Raw genomic sequence first — 22,794 nt, 5'->3', positions numbered from 1 at the left:
ACCCCATGAAAACCAAAGTCTTTTTTCTTTGTTCTTTTCTCTTGGCTCTCACCTTCTACATTCTATCAGGCACCTGAATCCCCAACAAACTAAAACCGTTTTTAATAATCTGTCCTACCGAATGTGCTAACTGCACTCTAAATAATTTTTCGTTGGCATCATCAGCGCCTAAAATAGATACATTTTGATAAAACGAATTGAACTCCTTCACCAAGTCGTAAACATAATTAGCAATCAACGCCGGACTAAAATTTTCAGCAGCCTGTTGAATCACTTCTGGGAACAGTTGCATTTGCTTTAACAATTCCTGTTCCTTTTCGTGAAGTTCGATTTCTGTAATTTCAGCTGTTAAATCCAAACCATCAGCTTTTCTAAGAATGGATTGAATTCTCGCATAGGTATATTGAATAAAAGGCCCTGTATTTCCTTGGAAATCGATAGATTCCTTAGGATCAAAAAGAATACGCTTCTTAGGATCGACCTTTAAGATATAATATTTCAAAGCCCCCAAACCAATGGTTTGGTACAAGTCTTTTTTCTCTCCTTCAGAATAACCGTCCAGTTTGCCTAATTCCTCTGAAATCTCCTCGGCTGTATCGGCCATTTCTTGAATCAAATCATCGGCATCTACCACGGTTCCCTCTCTACTTTTCATTTTCCCACTAGGAAGATCGACCATTCCATAACTCAAATGGTACAGGTGTTGCGCCCAATCATATCCCAATTTCTGCAAAATCAAAAACAGCACCTTAAAGTGGTAATCCTGTTCGTTCCCTACGGTATAAACCAAGCCACCCACATCTGGATAATCCTTGATTCTTTGTATAGCCGTACCAATATCTTGAGTCATGTAAACGGCTGTTCCGTCTGCTCTCAACACCAACTTTTCATCCAAGCCTTCATCCGTCAAATCACACCATACTGAACCATCCTCCTTCTTGAAGAAGACCCCTTTTTCCAGTCCAATTGCGACAACTTCTTTTCCAAGCAAATAAGTATCGCTTTCATAATATAAACAATCAAAATTGACACCTAAATTCTCATAAGTAACATCAAACCCTTTATATACCCATCCGTTCATGGTTTTCCATAAAGTAACTACCTCTGGATCACCTGCTTCCCATTTTCTAAGCATCTCTTGGGCTTCCAATAAAATAGGTGCTGCAGCTTTAGCTTCTTCTTCGGTTTTTCCAGCAGCCATTAATTCTGAAATCTCCTTCTTGTACTCTTGGTCAAATTTTACGTAGTAATTCCCTACCAATTTGTCTCCCTTAATATCTGAAGACTCTGGAGTTTCACCATTTCCGAAGCGTTTCCAAGCCAACATACTCTTACAAATATGAATCCCTCGGTCGTTAATGATTTGTGTTTTGTAAACCTTTTTACCAGATGCTTTTAGAATTTCAGAAACACTATAACCCAACAAAATATTTCTAATGTGTCCCAAATGTAGGGGTTTGTTGGTGTTGGGAGAGGAATACTCTACCATCATGGACTTTTCACCTTCCTGAACCGGAACAAATCCGTAATTGGTTTGTCCTTTCATTCCATTAAAAAAGTCCAAGTAAAATTGTGGATCAATTTCTACATTCAAAAACCCTTTGACCACATTGTATCCCTTTACGGTCTCAACATGTTTCACCAAGTGTTCACCAATGGCCTCTCCTATCTGTACCGGATTTCCTTTTACCACTCGCAGCATGGGAAATACAACAACAGTAATATCGCCAGCAAATTCCTTTCTGGTGGCTTGAAATTCTACTGTTTCCAATTCTTGGCCGTAAATATTTTTTACTGCTTCCTTAACGTGTTGAGCGAGGGTGTCCTGAAGGTTCATTGTCTTAACTTTAAATGAATGTGCAAATTTAAAATTTTATGTAGGGAAATTCGATAAACTTTAGAAGAATTTATCTGTTTAAAAAATGACCAAAAGCGAATCCATTTTATGAAAAAAATCGACGAAATGCATCAGCGATATCCATTTTTAAAATTGTGCATTTCATCGACAAAAGTGCTGTTATTCCTATATATTTGCCTTTTGTCGAAGTTCAAAAATCAGACGAAAAAATAAGGCATCCTTTCGTCTAATTTTTTGGCAATAAAACGCATAAATTAGTTAAAGAATAGCCTTTTTACAAAATTTGTTTGTCAATGCTATTTAGACCCCAAATGAATTTTCTTAAACTAACTAAAGACTTTACACTTGTAATTAGAGTAAGCTAACTTAGCTTAAACATGTTGCGGTGACCGTTATAATGAAAAAGTTAACTTCTTTAATTGCCTTTCTATTGGTAAGTGCTTTTTGTTTCTCTCAAACAAGGGAACAAGATAGTCTTACTATTCAGTTAGCTTTTCAAAAACCAGATACGGCTAAGGTAAAAACGTCTTTAAGGCTAATTCAATCGCTATACGATTCCCAAGAATATACAAAGGCTCTACAATATATTTCCCAAAGTGAGAAGCTATCAAACGATTTAAACTTTGAAGTAGGTATTGCTGAAATCACTTATTTCAAAGCTCTAATATATGCCGAAAAAGGAGACTATATCAATGCTGTCAATAACTACCTAAAATCAAAAGAACTTTATTCCAAACTACAGGATACTTTAAGTTTAGCTAAGGTGAACAACCGTATCGGTTTGATTGAGATAGAAAGAGGCAATTATGAAAAAGGGTTGGAATTTTCACTGTCAGCCATTGATATTTTTGAAAAACGAGGACTCACAAAAGACCTGCTGTGTGCCTATAATAATTTGGCAAATGCCTACCACAGTATTCACAACTATGAAAAGGCCATTGAGTTTTATGAGAAAACTTTGGAGCTTGAAAAACAACTTAACAAACAAGGTTCCATCAACACCTTGCAGCGATTAGCTGAATTGTATTCTCAAAAACGTGAAAACCGTAAAGCTATAGACTATTACGAAAAAGCTTTGGTAGTTGCCGCTTCCAATGATTCTGTAAGAGGTGAAATTCTTCCCAAACTTGGTGGAGAATATTTACTTTTTAAGGACTATGAGAAATCGGCAGATTATTTGGTTGAAGGATTAAAACTGAACAGACGCACAAAGAATGAAAACGGTCTCCTTATCTCTTTAAATGCCTTAGGTGACCTAAACTTGCAAAGAAGTTATTTGAAGTATGCTGAAGATCAATTAATGGAAGCTTTAAGCATTGCAGAACAAGTTGACAATAAAAGTGAGCAATTAAAAAACTACAAACTTTTAAAGGCTTTAGATTCGACCAAAAAGAAATACGACCGTGCTTTTGTTTGGCAGAGAAAATACTATGACCTCAAAAGCGAAATAGAAGATGAAAACCGTCCTAATTTTGAGAGGTCATATACTAGCAATGTATTATTCACTCCAGACTTAACTACTAAAACAAAGGAGCCTACCCCTGAAACAGATTTAGTTACTGAGCAACAAGTTCTGGACAGTCAAAAAGAACTGAATAGATTAAAGCTTATATTCTATGCTTTGATAGGAGCACTTTTGGTAGTATCTACATTTTTGGTACTCATTTACATGAAACGAAACAATCGTATTAAATACATGCGAGAGTTAGAGGAGAAAAACAAAAAAATTGAACTTCAAAAGGAGGCGCTCTCAGAACAGGCGCAACACCTAGAAGAAATAAATAAAGTAAAGGACAAGTTATTTTCTATTGTTTCCCATGACCTAAAAGACTCTTTGACATCCATCAAAGGGTTTATTGATTTACTTAGGGATGGTTCTTTGACCAAGGAAGAATTCAACAACCTAATTCCTGAACTTAGTGAAAATGCAAACAATGCCTCCCTTCTACTTTTCAATCTATTGAATTGGTCCAAATCACAAATGCAATCTTTGGAGGCCAAACCTACCTTGTTTGATGTTCAGGAGGTGTTTGAGGAAAAAGTACAGTTATTGGAGCAAAAACTTCAGAATAAATCCATTAAACTGAGAGATAAAACCCTGAAGGACTTTATCTATGCCGACAAGAGCATGGTGGAAATCATTATCCAAAATTTAATGACTAATGCTATTAAATTTAGCCGCCCAGGTGACACCATCACCGTTTCAAATCATATTAGTGGTGGGAAAGCGATTATTAGCATTTCTGACACAGGCGTTGGTATTTCCAAAGAGAATATTGACAAACTCTTTAAAAATACTTCCTTCACAACAACCGGAACCAACAATGAAAAAGGAACTGGTCTTGGTTTGACCATTTGTAAAGAATTAGTCGAGCTAAACCATGGACAGATTTGGGTTGAGAGTGATTTGAATGTAGGAACTACCTTCTATGTGGAACTCCCTAAATCAAAACCACAGCACTTAGACTAGGCTTTTGGTAAAAACACCTCTGCCATCATACATCTGGCACTTCCTCCTCCGCATGCTTCTATAGTATCTAAAGAACTTGTAATGATTTCACAGTGCTTTTCTATGGCCTTTATTTGTTCTGATTTTAAGGAATTATAAGCCGCCTGACTCATCACCAAATATTTTTGGTTTTCTGTCCCAGACACTTGTAGCATGTTACCAGCAAAATTATTGACCTGTTCCTCTGAAATAGAAATAAGCTCCAAACCGTCTTCTTTCAAACTATTTGCTACAGCTTTTCGCTCCTTTTTATCGTCAATACAATCCAAACAAATAACAGCAAACGTTTCTGCAACACACATCATGACATTGGTATGGTAAATCAACTTTCGCTCATTATTAACCGTTTGGTATGCGTGAAATATAATGGGCGTATATTCAAAATCTTCACAAAATTCTATAAAAAGGTCTTCGTCAGCTCTTGGTGAAAGTGCGCAATAGGCTTTCTGATGTTTTCGATCTAAAACAATACTGCCCGTTCCTTCCAGAAATATCTCTTCTTCCTCTGCCGAAGTATAATCAAAAACTTGATCTATATGGAATCCATCATTCTCAATTTGTTCCAAAATATCCTCACGACGTTCCAACCTTCTGTTTTCAGCAAACATAGGATATAGTGCAATATTACCAGACTGATGGAATGAAATCCAATTATTAGGAAAAATGGAATCTGGGGTATCAAATTCGCTTGAGTCTTGAGCAACTATTACTTGAATTCCCTTAGCTCTCAATTTGTCTACATAGGTATCAAATTCTTGTTGTGCCTTGGCGTTCACCGTTTGTGGCATTAAATTATCCAGTACTTTTTGGTAATAATTGTTAACGGCCGTTTGTTCGTTCATCCTAAAATTAATAGGGCGAACCATTAGTATGGTATTAGTTGTTTGTTGCATCCTGAGTTGTTTTCCAGGCACAAAATTAATCCAAATATTAGGAAAGATATGTTAAAAGAAAAAAATCTGTAGTTACTCTTTGGCGACCAGCATAAATTCTATAGGACCGCCATCTATCATAGCACACTTCAACATGCCGTTGTCATAAACATATTTATTGCCACGTTTTCGAAGATCCATTTTCACATAAGTATGCTCCCCTACCTGTTTAATTTGATTAAACTCACCTAATTGTTCTGAGTAACAAATATCTTGATCTTTCGGCTCAAAAAAATAGAGCATGATTGCGGTAAAAGGAATATCAGTTTCAACCCTTATGCGATCCTCATCTTTATGAATAATGTAACCATCATGCTTTTTAACCGTGACAGTCTCTGTATGAGATTTCCCATCAAGATCTACCTGCACCTCTGATCTCTCTAATACACCATCTTTGTAGACAACCTCATAGTGGTAATCTATTTGCAACTTTTTAAAAAACACATCAACCAATACTGAAGTCTCACATGAATAATGGATTTCATTTTGATTTTCGGTCATGGTAATACCCAAAGTGCCATAAACCTTATTCTCATAAACAATGTCAAAATCAACAATTTTCTCTTGGGACAAAAGCCCGATTGGAACCACAATACTTATCAATAAAAGCATATATGGTCGTGTAAATAGGGCTACAATTCTCATAAGCTTTAAGGTGTTGAATTAGATACCTGTAATAATTTTCCGTTATAAAATTTATTGCTATTGAGGGAGAATTCAACTATATAATCGGCCATTTCCATAGCCGTAATTGGAGCTTGATAACCTGGAAAGGCCTCCTGCAGCATTTCTGTTTGGACCGCTCCAAGAGCTAAAACATTAAAAGAAATTCCAGAGTCCTTATATTCTTCGGCAAGTAATTCAATTAGGGTTATAACAGCTCCTTTGCTTGAACTATAGGCTGATAAGCCTGCAAATTTCATGCTACCTTGAACCCCACCCATTGAACTTATAGTAACGATATGGGCCTTAGGTTTCATAAAAGGAATTACTGTTTGAATCATTTTTGCAACACCAAACACATTTGTAGCATAAACCCTTTCAAAATCTTTCATAGACGTTTCGGAAAAGGGTTTATTTACCAAAGCACCTGCGTTGTTTATTAAAACATCAACATGAGACCAATTTTCACTTACAAAGTGATTGACTTTCTCAAAATCATCCTCTTTTGAAAGATCAAAAGAAAAGCTAGTTACACCTTTTAGCTCTAGTATATCAACGGGGTTTGAATTTCTTGACAAAGCAAGAACGTTATGTCCCATCCCTGAAAAAATTTTAACCATTTCAAAACCAATGCCTCTACTTGTACCTGTAATGATGATGTTTTTTGACAAATCTTAAATTTTAAAGCTTATTAAATATAAAAAAATCCTGCTTGTTGCAGGATTTTAATATTTGTTTTTAAAGAATTCTTGCGAATTCATATTTAAAATTTTTATTCTTTTAATTAATTAAGCCTCTATTTAATTTTTAACAATAACTTTCTCTGAATGATTATTCCAATTCAGAATATAAACACCAGCAGAGACAAATGAAGGAATCGTAATTCGTGCAATTCCATTACCTAAATCATAGCTGACTTTTTGAATTTGAATATCCCGACCACTTAAATCATATAATTTAAACTGGGTTTCACTATTTATATGGGTTACTAAAATGTCATGACCAGATTGTACAGGGTTTGGATATAATTTAGAATAAACCATAAAATCAGGCACACTTAAAGTACCATAGAAATATGGTACGGCAAAATCATAAGCTTCCACTCCTATATCAGCCCCCATCAACCTACCCGGAACATCATCTGATGGTGGGTGAATACCACCCCAAATACGAGACAAACTACATTGATCTGAAGCATCTCTATAAGTCGCCCATTGCAAAATAACATCCACAGATGGTCCTTCTTCAAATACTAAAAATTCATTTTGTCTGGCCACAAACTCACCCATTCCTCCAGGAAAATATTCATCCCCAGTAATTAAGGTCATCACTTCAGCTGCCGCCCTCGAGAATGTAGAATGCCCCGAAACATATCCCGCAAATGGTGGAGTCACGAAAGATGGTCTTTGGTAAGGCCACCAATTTTCTGAAAGAATCCAACCTACTCCGGCCGTATCTGTATTTGGATCGTAGACAGCGCTATGTCCCAACCAAGAATACAACTTTATTTTTCCTGCAAATTGGTTTTCTGCTCCTGCTAGAGGGTCTCCTTCTTGAACCAATTCTACATAACCTGGAATTAATGGAATCCCTTGAGGATTATAACTAGGAAGGTTCTCATCGCTACTTTGTCCCATGCTGGCCATATAGCGTATGGCGGATATGGGTCTGATGTAATCATACCACCCTTTTACACTCCAAGCACTGATGGCTGAATCATGCATTGCGCCCCCCAAAATAAAATATGTTTTTACATCCCATTCTAAACTTGGAAGTACGTCTCCCTGTCCATTTAACTTCTTTTCCAATAAAGGATGATCGGACACATAGTTTAAGATAGTAAACCAATGCCCGGGAGGTGTTTCAGAATGAGGTCCATCTGCCCAAAATTCGGCCAGTACTCTTGTATAATCACCTCGAGGCACCAATTGTTGGTCATACGGCATTCCTGTAGATGGATTGATGTCATGGCCTGTTCCAGGGTCACCACCATCAAAAAAATCATAAAAATTAGGATGCTCTAAATAACTTGTAGGCAACGACTCCAAAGTCAGTCCACCGATGCTATTTGGTGAAACATCCCACATAACCCCATCTGTTGGATCTAAATGAGAACCCCAAACCGACACCATTTCAAATGCCCACTTGTAAGCCTCACTAGAAGTACCTATACCATCTTCAGATAAATACGGAGGATCTGAAGGATCGTGATATACATAATAAATATCTCCATCCCGTTGGTAAGTAGATTGATCTTCATCTGAAAGTGAAAAACCATGAACATTACCCCATTCTGGGCCTAAAAAATCGATCATATCTCCCTCTATCAAATTACCACTCTGATCTATATAAACATCCAAACTTAATGGCTGCCAACGATTGGGATTCAGTACCGTGCTGTTTTCATACTGTGGTGAAAGTGGGGGGTTTACTGATTCATAATACTCATTGGCATAACCTCCAGATTCATTAGATCCATCTCCTAACCCATAATTAATAATCGTTTCAGCTATATAATTTCCTAAAGCCGCCGGATCTCCGTTAATATAATCAGTGGCTGTATTGTTTATATCATAATTTAGTTGATCCATGAGATAATCAAACCGAGCCTGTGTTTGGGCATGATTAGGTGACTCCTGGAATCTATGAGTTAAAAGTCGATACATAGCAAAACTAATAGCCTTATTTCTGGATTCCGGAATGTCTTCATTGGACACAAAATCCTCAAGACCACTACTAAAACCATGAACCGTCTTACCCACCAAATAAGTTGTAGCTTCTTCATCATAAGCAGCCCATGCATCATACATGGCTACGCTGGAATGAAATAAGTTCCTAGCATGAACAGTAGGTCTTGCATAATCTTTTCTTATTGCCGCCAATAAAGCTTCATTCCATAATCGCGCTACAGATACATCTTCAGGAACACCTTCGTTACCTAAAACAATTGACAAAGATGTTGATTGACTTACACAATCTCCATTATTTTCAATGACTGAAATTTCCCCAGCTTGATTCAATCCCCATTTCACCAAAATACTTCCAGTTCCCTGTCCTTCCAGCAATTCTCCTCCGGTCACTTGCCATTGTGCGGAAGACCCAACCGATATAGGATAAACATAGGTCTCTTCAGACAAAAAGCCTACTGCACTAGGGCCTGAAATTTCTTGAGGTGTTAAATAAATACAGCTATCATCACTCAAAGTGGCTTCTGGATTATAATTACAAGAACTAGGATCTGTACATCCGTAAATTTTAGGACTTGGAGCAATGTTCAAATTAACTATTCCCTCTCCTTCTGTGGCCTTAAAGAATGAATTAATTTGTAATTCTTCCGAATAAATTTCTTCAAGTCCAGAAGGCCACTTAATAATTAACTCCTGAATAGTTTCGTCGGCTTGAAGCCCAAAATGTAAAGGTTTGATACTTTGGCCTAAAAAACCAACTCCTGAAAAATACCGGTGAATGGTTCTATTTTCAGTGATAAGAATAGCAATCGTTCCTATAGCATTCCTGTTTGATTCGGTTCCTTCCAACGAAAGTTGAAACCAGTTAGCATTGCTTACTTCAGAATCAAAATTCAATAATTTATTTTCATAGAAAAAAGAAAAGGTATCAGAATTAGATAGAAACAAATCCAAATCACCATCATTGTCATAATCAAAATCAACAGTACTGATACTTACAGTTGATTCTGAAATCCCAACCTCATTTGCTTGGTTAGTAAAAACATTTTGTGGTGCATTTGGATCATTCACATAATAGAAGTTATTATATGAACCAGAATTATAATAGCCATTGGCAACAAACAAGTCCTCATCACCATCACAATCAAAATCGGCAAAAATAGGAGCCCATGCCCAACTATTATTAAAAACTCCCTCATCAGAAGCCACATTAACATAAGATCCTTGATCTGATTTCAAAAGAGCTGACTCTCCAATACCAGTGACAAAAAAATCAAAATTCCCATCTAAATTAAAATCCCCCACAGCTACTCCCATATCATCAATCATACTGTTTACACCATAACTTGAAGCTCCTTCTGCAAATGATCCATTTCCTTGGTTCATGTACAAATAGTTAGGGGCATCAAAATCATTGGTAACATATAAATCCATCCATCCATCAGCATTAAAATCAAATGGCACCGCCACAAAACTGTATCTAGAATTGGTTTCTAAAATGTTAGATTCTTCTGTTACATTGGAGAAAGTACCATTGGCATTATTTTTAAACAAGAGGTTTGAATCACAATTACCCCACTCACTGATATAGATATCCAAAAATCCATCGCTATTATAATCAAACCAAGTGGCACCTGTGTATTGGCAATCAGTGGCTAGAGAAAAACCAGCGGATTCCGTCACATCAATAAATGTTCCATCACCTTGGTTTTTAAATAGTAAAACATTGTATGTGTTTGTTAAAAAAAGGTCTAGATGACCATCATTATCGTAATCGCCCCAAGAAGCACCAACTTTAGGTCCATCAAAAACATAAAAGGTATTGTCCTGACTGTAATCTTGATCCAGCATATTGCTTAATCCAGCCTCCTCTGTCACATCTGTAAAAGCTCCATTATTCTCATTTCTAAAAAGTCGACTACGAGACCATTCCAAACCATTTTGATCTAGGGCTTTTGCAACAACAAAAAGATCTAAATCGTTATCCCCATCATAGTCAGCGACAGAAACGCCATGGTTTTCTTTGAGAATCCCTAAGCCAACTACATTATCGACCCTTTCAAAAGTTTGAGACCATGAATTAAAAACAGAAAAAGTAAAGGAAATGAATAAAAAACAGGGAAGTAATTTTTTTACCATAAGCTATTGTTATTGGAAAAATGCTATTAGTTAATTAGAGCGGTAATTTAACATAATTTTAGCAATTCACTAACATTTTAACAACAATCCTTTCAATCCAATGGATTGAAAGAAAAAACCTTCATAAAACAAAAAATCCCACCTTTTAAAGGTGGGATTCATATTATAGAAAATATTTTGACAATATTCTTAAACAAGCATAGTTACAGGGTTTTCTATGTACCCTTTTAATGTTTGTAAAAACTGTGCTCCTGTAGCCCCATCAACAGTTCTATGATCACAAGCCAAACATAATTTCATTGTGTTTCCTGGTACCACTTGACCATTCTTAACAACAGGCTTTTGTACAATAGCTCCCACAGAAAGAATCGCAGAATTCGGTTGGTTGATGATTGAAGTGAAACTTTCAATTCCAAACATTCCTAAATTAGATACAGTGAAAGTACTTCCTTCCATTTCCTGCGGTGTTAATTTTTTATTTCTTGCTTTAACTGCAAAATCCTTAACTGCAGCTCCTATTTGAGGTAAGCTCATTTCGTTAGCAAACTTAACTACAGGAACAACCAAGCCATCAGGAACAGCAACAGCCACACCCACATGCACATGATTATTCATTCGCATTTTATCTGCAAACCACTGAGAATTTACCTGAGGGTGTTGCTTTAATGCCAAAGCGCAAGCCTTAACAACGATATCATTAAATGAAATTTTGATATCTGGTAATGAGTTATACTGCTCACGGAATGCAATTGCATTATCCATATCAAATTCAACATTCAGGTAATAATGCGGAGCTGTAAACTTAGACTCCGCCAAACGCTTAGCAATTGTCTTACGCATTTGAGAATTTGCTACTTCATCAAAATCTTCTTGTCCAGCAGGAACAAATTTACCTACCGAAGCAGCAGAAGCAGCTGGTGTATAATTTTCAATATCACGTCTAATGATACGACCGTTTTCACCACTTCCTTTAACTTGTGATAAGTTAATATTTTTCTCTTCAGCCATTTTTTTGGCTAATGGTGAAACAAATATACGTTCTCCACTACTTGCAGTGGTGGCTGTTTCTTGAGCTTGAGGCTTAGCTACCTCTTGTTTAGGTGCTTCTTTTGGCGCCTCCGCTTTAGGAGCAGCAGCTTTCTCAGCTTTGGGCTCATCTGCTTTTTGAGAAGCCCCTCCTACTTTAAAGTTTTTGGCAACATCAGAAACATCAGTTCCTTCTGGGCCAATGATAGCTAATAAAGAATCTACTTTTGCAGATTGTCCCTCTTCAAGTCCGATAAATAGTAAGGTACCCGATTGAAAAGATTCAAATTCCATAGTAGCTTTATCTGTTTCAATTTCAGCTAAAATATCTCCTTCCTCAACAGCATCACCTACTTTCTTTAACCAAGTGGCAACAGTTCCTTCTTCCATGGTGTCACTTAAACGTGGCATGGTTACAACAGTTACGCCATCAGGTAATTCGGCAGTCTCATTAGAAGTTTCTTCCTCGGAATTTGATTCAGCTTTTTCTTCCTTTTCTTCTGAAGTTTCTGGCGATGCTTCTTTTTTAGTTTCTACAGGCGAACCATTTACTAAATCAGAAACATCTTCACCTTCTTCTCCTATAATAGCTAATAACTCATCTACTTTAGTTGTCTCTCCCTCCTGTACCCCTATGTACAATAATGTCCCTTCATGAAAGGACTCAAACTCCATAGTTGCTTTATCTGTTTCTATTTCAGCTAATATATCTCCTTCTTCAACCTTGTCACCTACTTTCTTTAACCAAGTAGCAACAGTTCCTTCCTCCATGGTGTCACTCAAACGAGGCATGTTAATTACTTCTGCCATAACTATAGTTTATGTTGTAAAAATGGATAATCTTCTTGCTCGTAAACTGAATCATACATCACATTTAGCTCTGGGAATGGAGATTCTTCTGCAAATTTCTCGCATTCGCTTACCAAATCTTTCACACGCTTATCAATCTTTTTGATTTCAGCTTCAGTAGCATATTTATTTTCAAGAATAACGTCTTTCACCTGGGTAATAGGATCAATCTTTTTATATTCTTCAACTTCTTCTTTGGTTCTATAATGTTGGGCATCACTCATAGAATGACCTCTGTATCGGTAGGTTTTCAATTCCAAGAAAGTTGGTCCATCACCCCTTCTTGCCCTTTGAATGGCTTCATCAAACGCCTCTGCGACTTTCACAGGGTTCATTCCGTCTACTGGTCCACAAGGCATTTCATAACCCAAACCTAATTTCCAAACATCTGTATGGTTTGCAGTACGTTCTACTGAGGTACCCATAGCATAACCATTGTTTTCACATACGTATACTACAGGAAGTTTCCATAACATTGCCAAGTTAAAAGACTCATGTAACGACCCTTGTCTAGCGGCACCATCACCAAAACAGCAAATGGTTACGGCTTCTTTTCCTCCAAACTTATCTCCAAAAGCCATTCCGGTCCCTAGAGGAATTTGACCTCCAACAATACCATGACCGCCATAAAAACCGTGCTCTTTAGAAAAGATATGCATAGAACCTCCTAAACCTTGTGAAGTCCCTGTGGCTTTACCATAAAGCTCAGCCATAACCCTTTTGGGATCAACTCCCATACCAATAGGTTGCACGTGGTTACGATAGGCCGTAATCATTTTATCCTTACTTAAATCCATAGCGTGTAAGGCACCAGCCAACACCGCTTCCTGACCATTATAAAGGTGAAGAAATCCTCTAACCTTTTGTTGAATATAAACTGCAGCTAGTTTGTCTTCAAACTTTCTCCAGAATAACATGTCCTCGTACCATTTCAGGTATACTTCTTTCGTTATTTTTTGCATCGATTACATTATAAATTATGAACGGGATAACAAAAATACTACTTTGTTTACTAATGAAAAAACTGTAAATAGTAAAAAATTACCGAAATCGTTATAGAACGGAGCGATCGAAAATAAGTGGAAGCAAATTTGCCAAAGATTTTGATTTCACCACCTTACCAGTCTCACCCATAAAATAAATTTCTATAGATTCTTTTTGATTTACCTCATACTCTGCAATGGCTTGTCGGCAAGCCCCACAAGGTGGAATGGGCTCTGTGGTGGGATGCAAATTGGACCCTGCAATTATGGCCATCATTTTCATTTTTGAATGGGGAAACTTGGCTCCAGCATAATAAATTGCAGTTCTTTCTGCACATAAGCCCGAAGGATAGGATGCATTTTCTTGATTGCTACCAGTGACTATCTCTCCATTTTCCAATAGCAAAGCGGCTCCCACACTAAAATTGGAATAGGGGGAATAGGAATCCAAACGAGCTTCTTTGGCTCGATTCATAAGCTCTTGAACAGGCTTGGGAAGCTCATCCAGTTGCTCGTAAACCTCTAGTACGGTCTCAATTTTAATTTCTTTCATAGACAAATATTATATTAAATGTAACCATTTTAAACAAAAAAGCCATCGTTTCTTCAACAATGGCTTCTTTAATTTTTATATAGACAGTTTTAATATTCGCGGTACGCTTCCCTATCGATATTAAATGACAAGGAAAACCTAAGGGTATTTTCTAAAGGACTAGGAACCTTTGAAGCCGAAAATAAATAAGAAATATCCAAGCCTACAATATTGTAATTAAAACCGGCGCCTAAAGCAAAGAATTTCCTTGCTCCCTTATCATCACTTTCGTTAAAATAACCTGCTCTGAAAGCAAACGAATCCTGATAAGAATACTCTGCTCCCAATGCCCAAGTAATTTCTTTCATTTCTTCACTGAATCCTCCCGGGGCATCACCAAAAGACTGAAACATCCCTTTTACAAATCCCACATCATCATCTTTTCCTTCTACAATATAATTGGGATCATAGGCCAATAAATTATCTTCATCGGGATCAAACTCACCATTTCCATTTATATCTTCATATTGCCTGTAGGTTCCTCTAATTGGTGGTGTAGGCACTAAAAGTTTAGTAACCTCTGCAGTCACTCCTAATTTATTATAATTATCAAAGATGAAATCAAATCCACCTCCCAATCTTAAGGTTGTTGGTTGAAAATTTTCACGACCCTGTTCGTCATATTTAAATTTAGGTCCTACATTTTGAATAGCGAATCCCAGTCGGGTTCTTCCGTTAAAGCTATTGAAGGCCTCCTCTTCACTTTGATAATATCCCGATATATCCACTCCAAACGTACCTGCTGCCTTAGTATCTGTAAATTCAGAAGGAATTCTTAAATCGGAATTCAGATACCTCATGGTCACTGCCATGGAGAATTGTTGACTTAATTTTAAGGCATAAGAAACGTCAACTGTAAACTCATTAGGTCTTTGTACTAGAGGAATTGAAAATTCATCTTGCACAAACTCAATATCCCCCAATGAAAAATATCTAAAACTAGCTGCAAAAGCACTCTTTTCATCAATTCGATTAAAATAAGTAATGCTCCCCAAGAAAATATCTTTCACCAACTTGGTTAAATAAGGTGTATAACTTACACCCACCCCCTGTTTAGTTTCTGAAAACGCATATTTTGAAGCATTCCATTGTTGAGAAAAGGCATCAACTGATGTAGCTACCCCCATATCTCCCAAGGAACCTGCACGGGCATCAGCAGCAATCAAAAGAAACGGCACTCCAGTTGTTATCACCCTTGTATCAAAGGGGTTTGGAGTAATTTCGGTGATGACTTCCTGGGCCTTTATGTTTAAAGTTAAAAGAAATAATCCAAGAATTAAAATCTGGTGTCTCATGTGTTATTTTTAGTTCGACAAATATAATGCTTTATTAAAGTATCACAAGCTTTTCAATCTTCTCAACCGTTTTATTCAGGCTAGGAGAATGTACTTTAAGCTTATAAATATAGACTCCCTTCCCTATACGGTCTCCGAAATCATCTCGTCCATCCCAAATCATATCTCTTGAAAGGGATGAATTCCCATTATTACAGCAATTTGAGGTGTTGGTTTGTCCGTTAATCGTTTTAACCAATTTACCTGAAACAGTAAATATTTGTACTGAAACGTCTAAAGGCTGTGAACTATTGTGGTTAAACCAAAATTCTGTGTAGTTTACAAAAGGATTTGGATAATTAAGAACTTTATCGATAATGAGTTCTTGATTTTCGTTCTGCACCATGAATTGTATTTCTGCGGTGGCCGAATTGTTATAAACATCCCATGCTTTTACGGTTAACGTATGCAAACCATTTTCTAGATCTCTAAATGGATAGTTTACAGTACCTCTTTGGTAATCATCAAGCTCTGTCTCATAATAATCATTAAGTACATATGGAGAAGTTTCATCACCATCCAAAATAGCTACAATATCATGTCCAATACCACTTGCCGTATTTATACCATTGTCATCTTGCAGCTTCAGCAAAAGGGCCGGAGAATTATTGGTAAGGCCTCCAGACACAAAACTTTCATCATTCATGAAAACTTTGATCAAAGGTCCCTGTTCATCCGTTTCAGCGTTTGGATTCAACCCACCTATTTTTACAGTTTCTACACTGGCGCCTGATCGATCAAAAAGGACTCCATCTTGTTTGGCATAAAAACTTACCTTGCCATAACCTTCGGGGATAGCAATATCCCTAGGAACAACAAACTCCATTTCAAACTGTCCTCCTGTTATGGTAGATTGTCCTTTAAATATAGTGGGACCCAAAGTTTCAAAATCCATAATAATCAAACCATTTGAGCCAGTGACACCATTGTTCCCAAGAGTTTGCCTCTCTATGTTTTTATCAAATACTGTAGTAGATAAAACACCATTAAAATTGGTAAGTAAATTTCCTGAACCATCGGTTACTTCACCCGCCAATTTAACTTTACTGAGAGCTTGTAATACGTCTGTATTTCCACTAATTGGCTCATCATTAATAGTTGTCAATTGAATATTGGGTTTACCAAAGGTTAGCTTCATTGCTGGGTCACCTATAAAAAACACCAATCTTCTTTGATCATAACCAGAAATTTCGGGATCAATTTTGGTTAACCTAAGTGCTTCGGCCATAGATGGATATTCGCCTTCTGCAAAACTATCATCATAACCAAAAAGGAACTTCTCCAAGTGGACATTAAAGTCGATACCCACGTTAACAATTACCTGTCTTGTGGTGGTTATCAAACCAATTGCCCCTCCTTGCGTATTCCAGAAAGTATACTCTCCTGCTGTTGGCCTTAATGGATTATCAAACCGAGTGAATTCACAAGTTACGGTAACAAAGCAATTCAACTGACAAATATTATTTAAACTCTGAGCATCTGACCTTTCAAAAATCCGTTCTCGGGCCAATCCATCCTCTCCTCCATGTCCAAAATAATTAACAACCAAAGCTCCTTTTTCCAAGGCATTAACTATTGCAGTATTTACTGTAGGATAACGATCTCCTCCAGAAGAGGATTCCTGCTCAAAGGCATCGGAATGAATTTTAACGACATTGATAAATGGTTTTTCCTCAGATATTTCATCTGATATATTATCAGTGGTTTGCTGCAATTGAGCCTCCCAGGCCTCATCCACATCATCAGAAATGAAAACAGCTGTATTTCTCCAATTTCCAAAAGATGCTTCAGAATGATAGTTCTGAATTTTATCCACCATTTCTTTAGCTTGTTGTGGTGAATCAGCCAATACTCTACCAACAGCAACATCCAACAAATTACTAATTGACATATCTCCTTCGTTTTCATCCATCATTCCAAAAAAATCATCGGACACATAAGAACTAGTTAAATTAAAACTTTCATACGCATGCCAACTTGGAACAAAATTGGTATTGTTTGGAAGTCTGTTTTTATAATCAAATGAGGCATCTCCAAACAGACATAAATATTTCAAACGTTGACTTGGACTACTGGCATTATCATATATATATTTCACAAAATTCCTAATGGCTCCAATATCTGGATTTCCAGTACTAAACTCATTATAAATCAAACCCAATGGAACCACTTTGACATTCAATCCGTATTGGTCTCTATTGATTTGAGCCAATCTATTAGCTTGTCCCAAAAATACTTGAGGTGTTAAGATTAAATAATCAATATCTTGAAAATTACCTAGGTCATCATTAAAAATAGTCCCTTTTAAATTTTGGTTAAAAACTTGTGAGTTGGACTCCCTAAGGGGCGTGTAAAAATCAGAAGAAGTCACCAAAGTATAAGATTTCTCAGAGCCCATTTGAGATTTAAAGCTCAAAGTTGAATTACCGTCACCATTTACAAGGGTTGTAACGTTATACAAATCGCTTACATCCCAAATTTCAGAAACTTGGGAAGTATTTGTCACGGTATATTGAGCGATACCTGTCTCGTTGGTAGTTTCCAAATTTCTAAATGTATATTGGTTACCCGAAAAATTTAAATTCCTTTTCGCTCTTACAGCTACGTAATCCACGTAGGCCAATGCTGAGGGACTGCCATTATTATTGTATTGCAGAGTTACATTGATATTAGATGATGAAATTGGTACATAATTAGCAAAAGTAGCACCTACAGCAAGATTATAATTTGAAGTTGCAGGGAGGTTAAGCGTCGTTACATTAGTTCCATTTACTGTCAAGCCCATGGTGCTCGTAGCTGGAGATGTAGAAGCAACAATTACATTTAAATAAATAGGTTCTGATTCTATCCTATCTGGAAACGAAAATTCAAAAGATTTTGTATCCTCGATATCAAAGCGATCTCCAAACCACCTTCTTCCTACGTTTACGAGATTATACTCATCCAGTTCATGAAATTTATAGTCATCAAATGTACTTATCTCCATATCTACGGATCCAGAAGGCTGAATAAAAGGCTGAACACGCTTACCATTACCCGGACTTATATTGATATAATAATAAGTCTTATCTGTGTAACTATTAATATGTGTACGCTTTTCAGAATCCCATCCTCTCGGTCCTTGGGCATAGAATAAGATATAATCGGAATCATTAAATTGCGCATCGCTCTCACCAACCACCCTAATAGCATTTTCAACCACATCAAAAGGATAGTCTTGGTCATTTCCGAAAGGAATCATCTTACCGCCATTACCATAAAGTTTAATGGTACGGGGATCAACTTGATTGACATTAACTCCCAGATCAGCCAAAAACGATTTGGATATTCTATGCACTCCTGATCTTTCTACATAAAACTTATACCAACTTCCACTACTTAATGCAGAATTGGTGATTTGCTGCATTTGAAATGAGTTGGATGTTCTAGCAGCAGGATTACTATTATATATTAAGGTAAAAGAGATCAATTTTTTGTATCCATTATTCTCCTTTATAATAGGTGTAACCTCCAAAAGGGCAAACTGCTCATTTCTGGCCCTAGAATTTTTTAAGGATACTTTGAGCTGGTTTGGAATAAGCTGAGTATCTAAATCCTTTAAATCAGAAATAGAAATGGGTTCAAAAACTTGGTTTTGAATGACAACTGATTGTTCATTTATTGGATTGGAAACCGACCATCTAGAAACAAAAGTCATTCCATCAGTTGGATTATAATTTAATATCCCTCCTGAAAATGAAGGTATTTCTCTTTTTACAAAATTTGTAGAAACATCCTTGACCCCATCCCAATTAAGATTAAACGTTTTTTGTTGGGAAAAGATACTGAAGGAGGTAATTAAGATGGTAAGTAAGATAATTTTCTTTTTCATTGATAAAATAACGGCAATAAAAAGGTGTTATTATTGATAATCCAACAATTTTTAAAAAACGTTTCAAAATTACAATAATATTTTATAATTATGCGCGTTCTAAGAAACACTATTAACCGGTAAAAAACGCAAAAATCATCGGTGTAACGTTCAATAAATAGGACGAAATGCATATTTTTTCATCAAAATTTGTTCTTTTCTCTTGTTTTGTAACCGATAATTACTATATTGCGTCACCAAAAATATTATAAGCTTACTTAAACGTATGGATATGAAAAAAGTAACAGCACTAAAGTTCTTGATGATTTTCGCCGTCGGATTGACGTTCGTCGGTTGTAAAAGGTCATCAAACGCTAACAGCTCCAGAGCTACTGGATGGGATATCAATTCCAAGGACGGTGGTTTTCAATACAACACCGACTTTAAAGAGCAAGAAACTGCTCCAGGATTGGTATTTGTAGAAGGAGGAACTTTTACCATGGGTAGAGTTCAAGATGATGTCATGCACGATTGGAACAATACTCCTAACCAACAGCACGTGCAATCCTTCTATATGGACGAGACCGAGGTTACCAATAAAATGTATTTAGAATACCTAGATTGGATCAAGCGTGTTTATCCTCCAACAGAAGAAAATTATAGAGGCATTTATGATGGTGCCCTTCCTGACACTTTGGTTTGGAGAAACCGATTAGGATTTAATGAAGTTATGACCGAAAACTATTTACGTCACCCTGCATATGGAGAATATCCTGTGGTTGGTGTAAGTTGGATTCAGGCGGTAGAATTTGCCAACTGGAGAACTGATCGTGTCAATGAGTTATACTTAGAAGAATCTGGATATATTGTTCGCGATGCCAAAATTGCTGTTGAGGCAGGTGAAACGTTTAGTACTGATACTTATATCAATGCACCTACACTAACCTATGGTGGAAATGATAGTATCACTAACCCAGAAAATTCAAGAAGAAGAGTTCAAACTACTGCCTCAGGAGACACTATTAACGTTTACGCAGGAAGAGAAACTGGGGTTCTTACACCAGATTATAGACTTCCTACCGAGGCAGAATGGGAATATGCTGCTTTAGGATTGACTGAGTTAAGATCTTATAATATCTACAGAGGAAGAAAAAAATATCCTTGGGATGGTCAATATACACGTTCAGGTAAACGTAAAACAAGAGGTGACCATTTAGCAAACTTTAAGCAAGGTAAAGGAGATTACGGCGGAATCGCTGGTTGGTCTGATGATAACGCTGATATCACAAACAAAGTAAAATCTTATGAGCCAAACGACTTTGGATTATATGATATGGCTGGTAACGTGGCCGAATGGGTAGCTGACGTTTACAGACCTATAGTTGATGATGAATTCAATGACTTCAACTACTATCGTGGTAACGTTTATACCAAAAATCAAATTAATGATGATGGTACAGTTAAAATCGTAACTCCAGAAGAAGTTGTATTTGATACTTTACCTAATGGTAAATTAATCGCAAGAGATTTACCAGGAGAAATTGCTCAAGTACCAATCGACGAAAATGAAACTTATCTAAGAATCAATTTCGACGGAAGTGATAACAGAAACTTTAGAGATGGTGATAAGAGCTCCTCTAGAATGTATAGAGAAAGCTTTGATGAATTTAGTGATGAGCCTGCAGATAACGCCCACACCAGCAAAATGTACAACTCTCCAAAACATCATATTTCTGTAGATTCTACAGGAGAAATGATCAGAGAGTATGATAAATCTGATAAGAGAACTTCTTTAATCAATGATGAAGTAAGAGTTTATAAAGGAGGTTCTTGGAAAGACAGATCTTACTGGTTGGATCCAGCACAAAGACGCTACTATCCACAAAATATGGCAACAGACTATATTGGATTTAGATGTGCTATGTCTAGAGTTGGTTCTAAATCAAAATCTCAAAACAAAACTAAGCACTAAAAGAATTCTAGTGATTATACCTTAAAGTCCTGATGAAAATCAGGACTTTTTTTATACATTTAATTTTATGGAAATAGCTAAAATACATGAACTGTTTCTGGAATGTCATGCCGTTTGCACAGACACCAGAAAACTAGAATCTCAAGATTTGTTTTTCGCCTTAAAAGGAGACAATTTTGACGGACATAAATTTGCCGAAATGGCATTGGAGTTGGGCGCGAACTATGTCATCATAGACGATCCCGCTTATCAGGTTTCAGAAGCGTATATTTTAGTTACAGATGTTCTTAAATGCTTGCAGGACTTGGCAGCTTTCCATAGAAGATATCTTGAAATACCTATTCTTTCATTAACAGGAAGCAACGGTAAAACAACCACCAAAGAACTTATAAACGCTGTTTTATCAAAAAAATTCAAAACAACCGCCACACAAGGTAATTTAAACAATCATATTGGCGTTCCGTTGACCTTGCTTTCCATGAACAAAGAAACAGAACTCGGTATTGTTGAAATGGGCGCCAACCACCATCATGAAATTGACTTTTTATGCCAAATTGCACAACCTGACTTTGGTCTGATAACCAACTTTGGGAAAGCCCATTTAGAAGGATTCGGTAGCTTGGAAGGAGTTGTAAAAGCTAAATCAGAACTCTACGATTACTTAAAATTTCATCACAAAACTATTTTTGTAAATACAGATGACCCAAAACAATTAGAACAAGTTGGGAGCTACGAAAAAATAGTCTCCTTTGGAAAACACGACAAGCATACCAAAATAGAGCTGTTTGATGCGCAACCGTATGTTTCAGTATCCTTTGACACCTTGCAAATTACTAGCGCCCTTACGGGCATCTATAATTTCAACAACATTGCAGCATCTATTGCTATTGGTTCTTATTTTGGTGTTCCACATCACGAAATAAAAGAAGCTATTGAAACTTACGTCCCGACTAATAATAGATCGCAAATTATTTTAAAAGGTTCTAATAAAATATTAATGGATGCCTATAATGCCAATCCTACTAGCATGATGGCTGCTTTAAATAATTTCAATAGTTATGAGGACGTTAATAAGATGGTCATTTTGGGTGATATGTTTGAATTAGGTGATGATGCCCTACAAGAACACCAAACCATTGTAAATTTCCTTGAAAACACTAGTATTCCACACATCTTTTTGTTAGGCAATACTTTTTCACATACCCGTTTTAATTCGGAAGCAATTAAAGCATTTAGCAGCTTTGAAGATTTTGAAATCTTTGTGAAAGATGAGAATTCAATGCTAAAAAATCAATTTATTTTAATTAAAGGGTCCAGAGGAATGAAATTGGAACGCGTTTTAGACCTAATATAAAAAAGTGTTTACAAATTTTACATTTTCATGTAAAACCGTAAACACT

At 36.6% G+C, this 22,794-nt stretch carries 13 protein-coding genes; 3 read left to right on the top strand and 10 right to left on the bottom strand.

The features are described from left to right. Positions 1 to 55: 55 nt before the first annotated feature. Positions 56 to 1,837 (bottom strand): arginine--tRNA ligase, encoded by a 1,782-nt coding sequence (gene argS / locus GZ212_RS09120; protein WP_166959226.1) that lies wholly within the window; start codon positions 1,835 to 1,837, stop codon positions 56 to 58. Positions 1,838 to 2,255: 418 nt separating this feature from the next. On the opposite strand from argS, the gene GZ212_RS09115 reads away from it, so the two are divergent. Then, a complete protein-coding gene (locus GZ212_RS09115; protein ID WP_166959224.1) occupies positions 2,256 to 4,328 on the top strand; it encodes a tetratricopeptide repeat protein in 2,073 nt (690 codons plus the stop codon). Here the strand turns inward: GZ212_RS09115 and ctlX are convergent. From ctlX to porU, 9 genes are all read right to left on the bottom strand, one after another. Then, complete coding sequence (gene ctlX / locus GZ212_RS09110; RefSeq protein ID WP_166959222.1) at positions 4,325 to 5,260, bottom strand: citrulline utilization hydrolase CtlX; 936 nt, start codon at positions 5,258 to 5,260, stop codon at positions 4,325 to 4,327. The two genes, GZ212_RS09115 and ctlX, sit on opposite strands and share 4 nt — an antisense overlap. Positions 5,261 to 5,332: 72 nt before the next feature. Continuing rightward, positions 5,333 to 5,944, bottom strand: a complete 612-nt coding sequence (locus GZ212_RS09105) for a DUF6134 family protein (RefSeq protein ID WP_166959220.1) — start codon at positions 5,942 to 5,944, stop codon at positions 5,333 to 5,335. Between the two features lie 5 nt (positions 5,945 to 5,949). Further along, a complete protein-coding gene (locus GZ212_RS09100; RefSeq protein WP_166959218.1) occupies positions 5,950 to 6,633 on the bottom strand; it encodes an SDR family oxidoreductase in 684 nt (227 codons plus the stop codon). Positions 6,634 to 6,762: 129 nt separating this feature from the next. Next, complete coding sequence (locus tag GZ212_RS09095) at positions 6,763 to 10,788, bottom strand: FG-GAP-like repeat-containing protein (protein ID WP_166959216.1); 4,026 nt, start codon at positions 10,786 to 10,788, stop codon at positions 6,763 to 6,765. Positions 10,789 to 10,977: 189 nt separating this feature from the next. Next, positions 10,978 to 12,624, bottom strand: a complete 1,647-nt coding sequence (locus GZ212_RS09090) for a pyruvate dehydrogenase complex dihydrolipoamide acetyltransferase (RefSeq protein WP_166959214.1) — start codon at positions 12,622 to 12,624, stop codon at positions 10,978 to 10,980. A gap of 2 nt (positions 12,625 to 12,626) precedes the next feature. Beyond that, entirely contained in the window at positions 12,627 to 13,625 is a 999-nt protein-coding gene (gene pdhA, locus GZ212_RS09085) for a pyruvate dehydrogenase (acetyl-transferring) E1 component subunit alpha (protein WP_166959212.1), read from the bottom strand. Between the two features lie 91 nt (positions 13,626 to 13,716). Further along, a complete protein-coding gene (cdd, locus tag GZ212_RS09080) occupies positions 13,717 to 14,199 on the bottom strand; it encodes a cytidine deaminase (protein ID WP_053972281.1) in 483 nt (160 codons plus the stop codon). Positions 14,200 to 14,288: 89 nt separating this feature from the next. Continuing rightward, positions 14,289 to 15,533 carry a type IX secretion system outer membrane channel protein PorV gene (gene porV / locus GZ212_RS09075; RefSeq protein WP_166959210.1) on the bottom strand — a complete coding sequence of 415 codons (1,245 nt, stop codon included), beginning with the start codon at positions 15,531 to 15,533 and terminating at the stop codon, positions 14,289 to 14,291. Positions 15,534 to 15,567: 34 nt separating this feature from the next. Beyond that, on the bottom strand, positions 15,568 to 19,443 hold the full coding sequence (gene porU, locus GZ212_RS09070) for a type IX secretion system sortase PorU (RefSeq protein WP_166959208.1): 3,876 nt from the start codon (positions 19,441 to 19,443) through the stop codon (positions 15,568 to 15,570). Positions 19,444 to 19,708: 265 nt separating this feature from the next. On the opposite strand from porU, the gene gldJ reads away from it, so the two are divergent. After that, positions 19,709 to 21,394 (top strand): gliding motility lipoprotein GldJ, encoded by a 1,686-nt coding sequence (gene gldJ, locus GZ212_RS09065; protein ID WP_206080420.1) that lies wholly within the window; start codon positions 19,709 to 19,711, stop codon positions 21,392 to 21,394. Between the two features lie 67 nt (positions 21,395 to 21,461). Next, positions 21,462 to 22,748 carry a UDP-N-acetylmuramoyl-tripeptide--D-alanyl-D-alanine ligase gene (gene murF / locus GZ212_RS09060; protein WP_166959204.1) on the top strand — a complete coding sequence of 429 codons (1,287 nt, stop codon included), beginning with the start codon at positions 21,462 to 21,464 and terminating at the stop codon, positions 22,746 to 22,748. Positions 22,749 to 22,794 lie beyond the last annotated feature (46 nt).

It is taken from the genome of Mangrovimonas sp. CR14, assembly GCF_011764015.1.
Lineage (GTDB): Bacteria > Bacteroidota > Bacteroidia > Flavobacteriales > Flavobacteriaceae > Mangrovimonas > Mangrovimonas futianensis.
The sequence above is the reverse complement of the archived record's forward strand: the minus strand, read 5'-3'. Positions and strand labels throughout refer to the sequence as shown.